3 protein-coding genes are annotated in these 9,422 nt (G+C 71.9%); all 3 read right to left on the bottom strand.

The features are described 5' to 3' along the window. The coding region (locus tag MCBG_RS34585; RefSeq protein WP_255358645.1) for an acyl carrier protein at positions 1 to 384 on the bottom strand (384 nt) is incomplete at its 3' end. Then, positions 312 to 5,090 carry a type I polyketide synthase gene (locus MCBG_RS35410; RefSeq protein WP_157560831.1) on the bottom strand — a complete coding sequence of 1,593 codons (4,779 nt, stop codon included), beginning with the start codon at positions 5,088 to 5,090 and terminating at the stop codon, positions 312 to 314. The genes MCBG_RS34585 and MCBG_RS35410, both read right to left, overlap by 73 nt. A gap of 291 nt (positions 5,091 to 5,381) precedes the next feature. Beyond that, positions 5,382 to 9,422, bottom strand: a 4,041-nt coding sequence (locus MCBG_RS35405) for a type I polyketide synthase (protein WP_198033330.1), incomplete at its 5' end; no start/stop codon positions are given.

The following is a 9,422-nucleotide window of genomic DNA, read 5'->3' as shown; positions in this document are numbered from 1 at the left end:
GGCGAAGGACGTGTCGGACAGGCCGCTGCTGAGGAAGCTGTCCCAGCCCCGGTCGAGGGGGAACTCGGAGATGCCGTCGCGTCCGGTGGCGAGCAGTTGCCACAGTTCTTCCGGGGACGCGACGCCACCCGGGAGGCGGCAGCCCATGCCGACGATCACGATCGGGTCGTCGTCGACGGTGGCGACCCTGCGGTCGGCCGGCGCGTCGCCCGATGCTCCGAGCACGGTCTCCCGGATGAAGGCGACCAGGGCGGCCGGCGTCGGGTGGTCGAAGACGAGGGTGGAGGGCAATGCGAGGCCGGTTTCGGCGGTCAGCCGGTTGCGCAGCTCGACTGCGGTGAGCGAGTCGAAGCCGAGACGCTGGAACGCCCGGTCCGGCCGCACCGCCTCCACGGTGGCGTGGCCGAGCACCGTGGGACCTGGGAGCGTACGAGGTCCAGCAGGGACGCCTCGACCTCCGGCGACGTCAGGGCCGCGAGCCGCTCGCGCAGTGCGGAGGCCCGGTCGGTGGGGCCGGTCTCGGCTCGGGACGCCGCCTCGATCGCCGCCTGTGCTTCGGGGATGTCGGTGAACAACCGGGACGGACGCAACGCCGTGAACGACGGCACAAACCGATCCCACCGCACATCCGCCACCACCACCTGCCCCTCACCACCATCCAACCCCCCTGCAAAAAAGCCACCGCCAACTCCGGAGCCATCCCCGGCAAACCACGCCGACTCATCTGTTCCCGGGGGGGACCCCACCGCCATACCCGCCTCAGCCCACGGCCCCCACGCCACCGACGTCCCCACCAACCCACGCCCACGCCGTGACACCACCAACCCATCCACAAACGCATTCGCCGCCGCATACCCCACCTGACCCGCAGAACCCCACACCCCCGCAATCGACGAAAACACCACAAACGCATCCAAATCCAAACCAGCAGTCAACTCATCCAACACCACCGCACCACCAACCTTCGCCCGCAACACCTCCTCCACCTCACCCACACCCACCTCACCCAACGGCGTCAACTGCGCCACACCAGCCGCATGCACCACCGCCCGCAACCGCTCACCCCGACCCACCAAATCCCCCAACAACCCCGCCACCGCACCACGATCCGCCACATCACAACCCACCACCGACACCCGCACACCCAAACCCTCCAACCGCCCCACCAACTCACCCACACCCGCCGCACCACCACCACGCCGACTCACCAACACCACATGCTCCGCACCCACACCCACCGCCCACAACGCCACCCGCGCACCCAACGCCCCCGTACCACCCGTCACCAACACCGTCCCCGACAACCGAAAACCACCACCACCAGCACCAGCACCCGCACCCGCACCCGCCGGACAACCCGCACGCACCAACCGCCGCACAAACACACCCGACGACCGCAACGCCACCTGATCCTCAACCCCCGACAACAACACCCCACACAACCAACCCCACACACCCCCACCCAACACACCCGGCAAATCCACCAAACCACCCCACCGCAACGGCACCTCCAAACCCACCACCCGACCCAAACCCCACACCGCAGAACCGTCCAGGTCGGTCAGAGGCTCGGAGTCGTCCACGGAGACGGCACCGCTGGTCAACCACCACAACCGGCCCTCGACCTCAGTGACTGCAAGCGCCTGCGCGACCGCCAGTGCCTCGACGACACCGGCGCCGGCCAGCGACATCAGCGAGATCATCCCGGCGACCGGTCCTGCGGCCGCCGAGGCGGCGGACAGCCGACGCGCGATCCCGTCCCGGTCCAGCTCGTCCAGCACCACGGGGATCATCTCGGCGCCCCGCTCCGCCAGCCCGGCCAGCAACGGGTGGTCCTCCTGGCCGGGCACCATCAGCACCAGCCAGGAGCCGGTCAGGTTCTCGTTTCCGGTCACGTCCTGGCGCCGCCACACCACGCGGTAGCGCCAGGCGTCCACCGTCGACCGCTGCTGTGCGGCCCGCCGCCACTGCGCGAGCTTCGGCAGGACCGCGCTGAACGGTTCGTCCGCGCCGACACCCAGCTCGCCGCCGACCAGGTCGGGGTCGCCGGACTCCACGGCCGCCCAGAACCGCCCGTCGAGAGCTTCGCCGTGCACGTCCCGGCGGGCCGCGGGCGCCGCCTCGGGCCAGTACCAGGTGTGGTCGAAGGCGTACGTGGGCAGGTCGACCACACCCGGCCGGGCGCCGGTCTGACCGTGGTACGCCGCCCAGTCGACCGGCACACCCGCCACCCACAACTGCCCCAGCGCCGACGTCAACACGCCGACCTCCGGCTGATCCCGCCGCGACACCGGAACCCGCCGCACCCCGGCATCCGCGACGATCTCCGCCACCATCGCCGTCAACGTCGCATCCGGGCCGATCTCCAGGAACGTGTCCACCCCCTGTGCCCGCAACGCCGCCACCCCATCGGCGAACCGCACGGGCTGCCGCACATGCCGCACCCAGTACTCCGGATCCACCAGCTCCAGCGGCTCCGCGACCGCGCCGGTCACGTTCGACACGATCGGCACCCGCGGCGGCTGCCAGTCCAGCCCCGCCACCACCGACCGGAACTCCTCCAGCATCGGATCCATCAACCGCGAATGGAACGCGTGACTGACCGCCAGTTCCTTGACCCGCCAACCCCGCTCACGGCAGGCCCCCACCACCGAAGCGACCTCATCGGCCGCGCCCGAGACGACCACCGACGCGGGGCCGTTGACCGCCGCGATGTCCACGGCCGCGCCCGACGCGCCGATCAGCTCGGCGACAGCCTCCTCCGACGCGCCCACCGCCGCCATCACCCCACCCGACGGCAGAGCCTGCATCAACCGACCCCGCACCGCCACCAGGGAACAGGCGTCCGCCAACGACAACATCCCCGCCACGTACGCGGCCGTCACCTCACCGATCGAATGACCCGCCAGGTAGTCGGCCCGCACACCCCACGACGCGAGCAACTCCCACAACGCCACCTCGACCGCGAACAACCCCGCCTGGGCAAAGACGGTCTGATCCACCAGGGCAGCCTCATCCGACCCCGCCTGCGCGAACACCACATCCCGCAACGCACGCGGCAACAAACCCTCAAACCCCGCACACACCCCGTCGAAGGCCTGCGCGAACACCGGTTCTGAGTCGTTTCCCCCATCGCCCACCGCCGCCATCACCCCACCCGACGGCAGAGCCTGCATCAACCGACCCCGCACCGCCACCAGGGAACAGGCGTCCGCCAACGACAACATCCCCGCCACGTACGCGGCCGTCACCTCACCGATCGAATGACCCGCCAGGTAGTCGGCCCGCACACCCCACGACGCGAGCAACTCCCACAACGCCACCTCGACCGCGAACAACCCCGCCTGGGCAAAGACGGTCTGATCCACCAGGGCAGCCTCATCCGACCCCGCCTGCGCGAACACCACATCCCGCAACGCACGCGGCAACAAACCCTCAAACCCCGCACACACCCCGTCGAAGGCCTGCGCGAACACCGGAAACGCCTCGTACAACTCCCGGCCCATACCCACACGCTGCGAACCCTGACCCGTGAACAACACCGCCCGACGACCCGCCGACACCACACCCGCAGACCGGCCCTCGGCAACAGCCGACAGCCCGGCCACCAGCTCGTCCACGTCCGAGCCCCACACCACCGCCCGATACTCCAACGCAGCCCGAGTCGTCGCCAACGACCACGACACATCCACCGGCGACAGACCACGACCACGCACGAACGACGCCAACCGCCCCGCCTGACCCGACAGACCCCGCTCCGAACGCCCCGACAGCACCCACGGCACCGGCAAAGCCACGGAAGCGCCCCCGGCAGACTCCGGCTCCGCCGCGACCTCGGGGACGGCCTCGGGCTCCGGCTGCTCCAGGACCACGTGCGCATTGGTCCCCGAGATGCCGAACGACGACACACCCGCCCGCCGGGGACGCTCCACGCCCGGCCACTCACGCGAGGCCGTCACCAACTCGACCGCGCCAGACGACCAGTCCACATGCGACGAGGGCTCGTCCACGTGCAGCGTCGCCGGCACGGTCCCGTGCCGCATCGCCAAGACCATCTTGATGATCCCAGCCACCCCCGCAGCCGCCTGCGTGTGACCGATGTTCGACTTCACCGACCCCAACAACAACGGCACATCCCGACCCTGCCCATACGTCGCCAACAACGCCTGCGCCTCGATCGGATCACCCAACGACGTACCCGTACCGTGCGCCTCCACCACATCCACATCAGCCGCCGACAAACCCGCACTCGCCAGCGCCTGCCGGATCACCCGCTGCTGCGACGGACCATTCGGCGCCGTCAAACCATTCGACGCACCATCCTGATTCACCGCCGAACCCCGCACCACCGCCAGCACCCGACGCCCGTCACGCCGCGCATCCGACAACCGCTGCACCACCAGCACACCGACACCCTCGCCCCACGCGGTGCCGTCCGCAGACTCGGCGAAGGCCTTGCAGCGGCCGTCCGCCGACAGCCCACCCTGGCGGGAGAACTCGATGAAGGCGCCCGGGGTGGACATCACCGTGACGCCGCCGGCCAGGGCGAGGTCACACTCGCCGGACCGCAGCGCCTGCACCGCCAGATGCAACGCCACAAGCGACGACGAACACGCCGTGTCCACAGTCACCGCCGGCCCCTCGAACCCGAACGAGTACGCCACCCGACCCGACAACACGCTCGCGGAGGCCCCCGTCGCGCCGTACCCGGCGAGCGACTCACCGGCCTCGCGCACGACGGTCTCGTAGTCCTGGCCGTTGGTGCCGGCGAACACCCCGACGCGGCTGCCGCGCAGCGCGAGCGGTTCGATCCGGGCGTCTTCGAACGCCTCCCAGGAGACCTCCAGCAGCAGCCGCTGCTGCGGGTCCATGGCGAGCGCCTCCCGCGGCGAGATGCCGAAGAACTCCGCGTCGAAGCCACCCGCGTCGGCCAGGAAGGCACCGCGCGAGACGTAGGAGTCGGTGCCGGTCAGCGACTCCAGGTCCCAGTGCCGGTTGGCCGGGAAGTCCGACATCGCGTCGGCACCGGCCGTCAGCAGGTCCCAGAGCCCCTCCGGGGACTCGGCTCCGGCCGGGAAACGGCAGCCCATGCCGACGATGACGATCGGGTCGTCGCCCACGACGGGGCCGGTGGCGGCGGGGACGGGCAGCGCCTGCCCGCCGAGCAGCTCGGCGTGGATGTGGCCGGCCAGAGCCGCCGAGTTCGGGTAGTCGAAGGCGAGCGTGGTCGGCAGCGCGAGGCCGGTCGCCGCGTCGAGCCGGTTGCGCAGCTCGACAGCTGCCAGCGAGGTGAAACCGAGATCCTGGAACGCCCCGGTCCCGGCGCCCCCCGCTCGACGGGCTCGTGGCCGAGCACGGCGGCGACCTCGGCGCGTACCAGCTCACCGAGGGACGCGCAACTGCTCCGCGCCGGGCATTCCCGACAGGCGCAGGGCGCAGGTCGGCCGCCGGGCACCGGGGCGTCGGCGGGCACCGCCGCGCCGGCCTCGGCCAGCAGGTCGCGGACCAGCGGGTGGGCGCGCCGCGGACCGGTGGCGGCCACCCGGGCCCAGTCGATGTCGGCCACGACGAGGTACGTCTCGTCGCGGTCCAGCGCCCGGCTGAAGGCGCGCACGGCTGTCTCCGGCGCCATCGCGCCGAAACCGGTACGGCTGAGCCGCTGTTCGAAGTCGCCCGCGCTCACCCCGCCGTCGGCCCACAGGCCCCAGGCGAGCGAGGTCGCCGGCAGTCCCTCGGCGCGGCGGCGCTGCGCCAGGGCGTCGAGGAAACGCGTTGCCGGGCGCGTACGTGGCCTGGCCGGCGGCGCCCATGAGGCCGGCGAGGGAGGAGAAGAGGACGAAGGCGGAGAGGTCGCTGCCCCGGGTCAGCTCGTCCAGGTTGCGCGCGGCGTCGACCTTCGCCCGCAGGGCGGTGGCCAGCTGGTCGACACTCACGGCGTCGACGACGTTGTCGTCGAGGGCGGCGGCGGTGTGCACGACCGCGTTCAGCGGAAGCTCGGCGGGGATCGAGTCGAGCAGCGTCGCGAGCGCGGCCCGGTCGGCCACGTCGCAGGACGCGAGGGTTACCCGGGTGCCGAGCCCGGCGAGTTCCTCGGCGAGGGCGGTCGCGCCGGGCGCCTCGCCACCCCGCCGGCTGACCAGGAGGAGGTGTTCGGCTCCGTCGGCGGCCAGCGCGCGGGCGACGTGTCCCCCTAGTGCCCCGGTGCCGCCGGTGATCAGCACCGTGCCGCGCGGCGTCCAGGAACCGCGCGCACCGGTGTCGCCGTACGTCGCACGAACGAGCCGACGGGCGTGGCCGCCGGTGCCGCGCAGGGCGATCTCGTCCTCCCGGCCGGTGCCGGCGATCAGCGTCCGGAGCATCCGCACGACGCTCTGGTCGGGCTGCTCGGGGAGGTCGACGAGCCCGCCCCACCGGTGCGGGTGCTCGGCGCGCAGCACGCTGCCGAAGCCCCACGCCATGGCCTGCACGGGGTCGACGTGCCGGTCGCGGGATCCGACGGAGACCGCGCCGCGGGTGGCGATCCAGAGCCGGGCGGTGATCCCGGCGTCGCCGAGGGCCTGCGCGAGCGCGACCGTGGCGGCGAGGCCCGTCGGCACGGAGGCGGCCCCGGCGTACGGCCGGGTGTCGAGGGCCAGCAGGGAGAGTACGGGCAGCACGTCCCCGTCGCGGCCGGTCGACGCCTCGGCGAGGTCGTGGGCGAGGCGCTTGCGGTCGCACGTGGCGTCGACCTCGACGATCCGCCCGCCGGCGGCGCCGAGGGCGGCGGCCCAGTCCGTCACGGCCGCGTCGGCGCCGGCCGGTACGACGAGCAGGAAGTCGGTCGCCTCGGCGCGGGCGGCGTCGTCCGTGAGCGGCTGCCAGGCCACCCGGTAGCGCCAGGAGTCGAGGGCCGCCTCGGCGTCCCGGCGGCGTCGCCAGGTGGACAGCGCCGGCAGCACGTCCGCGAGGGGGGCGTCGGCGTCGACGGCCAGGCTCTCGGCGAGGGTCGTCAGGTCCTCCGCCTCGATCGCCCGCCAGAAGTCCTCGTCGGCGGCGGTACGCCGGGCGGCGGGGGGACGGTAGGACCGCGTCGTCGCATTGATCCAGTAACGTCGATGGTCGAAGGCGTACGTGGGCAGGTCGACCACACCCGGCCGGACGCCGGTCTGACCGTGGTACGCCGCCCAGTCGACCGGCACACCCGCCACCCACAACTGCCCCAGCGCCGACGTCAACACGCCGACCTCCGGCTGATCCCGCCGCGACGCCGGAACCCGCCGCACCCCGGCATCCGCGACGATCTCCGCCACCATCGCCGTCAACGTCGCATCCGGGCCGACCTCCAGGAACGTGTCCACCCCCTGTGCCCGCAACGCCGCCACCCCGTCGGCGAAGCGCACCGGCTGCCGCACGTGCCGCACCCAGTAGCCGGGCTCGGTGATCTCTGCGCCGTCCGCGACCGCGCCGGTCACGTTCGACACGATCGGGATCCGCGGCGGTTGCCAGTCCAGCCCCGCCACCACCGACGCGAACTCTTCCAACATCGGATCCATCAACCGCGAATGGAACGCGTGACTGACCGCCAGTTCCTTGACCCGCCAACCCCGCTCACAGCAGGCCCCCACCACCGAAGCCACCTCGCCGACGGCACCCGACACCACCACCGACGCCGGACCGTTCACCGCCGCCACGTCCACCGCCACGCCGGTCACACCGAGCAACTCGGCGACAGCCTCCTCCGACGCACCCACCGCCGCCATCACCCCACCCGACGGCAGAGCCTGCATCAACCGACCCCGCGCCGCCACCAACGTGCACGCGTCCCTCAGGGACAACATCCCCGACACGTACGCCGCCGTCACCTCACCAATCGAATGACCCGCCAGGAAATCAGCCCGCACACCCCACGACGCGAGCAACTCCCACAACGCCACCTCCACCGCGAACAACCCCGCCTGCGCGAACACGGTCTGATCCACCAGAGCCGCAGCCTCCGAACCCGGCTCCGCGAACACCACCTCGCGCAACGCACGCGGCAGACGCGGATCAATCTCCGCGCACACTTCGTCGAACGACGCCGCGAACACCGGAAACGCCTCGTACAACTCCCGGCCCATACCCACACGCTGCGAACCCTGACCCGTGAACAACACCGCCCGACGACCCGCCGACACCACACCCGCAGACCGACCCTCAGCCACCGCCGACAGACCAGCAACCAACTCGTCCACCGACGAACCCCACACCACCGCCCGATGCTCCAACGCAGCCCGAGTCGTCGCCAACGACCACGACACGTCCGCCACCGCAAGGCCGGACCGTTCCCGCACGAACGACGCCAACCGCCCGGCCTGACCCGACAGACCCCGCTCCGAACGCCCCGACAGCACCCACGGCACCGGCAACCCGACCGGCGCGGCAGACCCCGCGGCGTGCTCCGGCTCCGCCTGCTCGATGATCACGTGCGCGTTCGTCCCCGAGATGCCGAACGACGACACACCCGCCCGCCGGGGACGCTCCACGCCCGGCCACTCACGGGTCTCGGTCACCAACTCCACCGCACCCGACGACCAGTCCACATGCGACGACGGCACATCCACGTGCAACGACGCCGGCACGGTCCCGTACCGCATCGCCAAGATCATCTTGATGACACCCGCCACCCCCGCAGCCGCCTGCGTGTGACCGATGTTCGACTTCACCGACCCCAGCAGCAGCGCGTCCCGGTCGTCGCGGTCCTGCCCGTACGTGGCGAGCAGCGCCTGGGCCTCGATGGGGTCGCCCAGCGTCGTGCCCGTGCCGTGCGCCTCCACGACGTCGACGTCGGCGACGCCCAGCCGGGCGTTCGCGAGGGCCTGGCGGATCACCCGCTGCTGCGAGGGGCCGTTCGGCGCCGTCAAACCGTTCGACGCGCCGTCCTGGTTGACGGCCGTGCCCCGCACGACCGCGAGGACCCGGCGCCCGTCACGCCGCGCGTCCGACAGCCGCTGCACCAGCAGCACCCCGACGCCCTCGGACCAGCCCGTGCCGTCCGCCGCGTCGGAGAACGACTTGCAGCGGCCGTCGGGGGCCATGCCCCGCTGCCGGGAGAAGTCGATGAACGTCTCGGGCGTCGCCATCACCGTGACGCCGCCGGCCAGCGCCAGGTCGCACTCCCCCGACCGCAGCGCCTGCACCGCCAGGTGCAACGCCACAAGCGACGACGAACACGCCGTGTCCACAGTCACCGCCGGGCCCTCGAACCCGAACGAGTACGCCACTCGACCCGACAACACGCTGCTGGCGGTGCCGACGCCGAGGTAGCCGTCGAGGGTCTCGGGAACGTCGGCCAGCCCTGCGGCGTGGTTGTGGTACATCATGCCGGCGAACACGCCGACGGGGCGGCCACGTAGCGCAAGGGGGTCGATCCGGGCGTCCTCGATGGCCTCCCACGAGGTCTCCAG

It is taken from the genome of Micromonospora sp. M42, assembly GCF_000568915.1.
Taxonomy (GTDB): Bacteria; Actinomycetota; Actinomycetes; order Mycobacteriales; family Micromonosporaceae; genus Micromonospora; species Micromonospora chalcea.
This window is presented reverse-complemented; position numbering and strand designations above follow the sequence as displayed.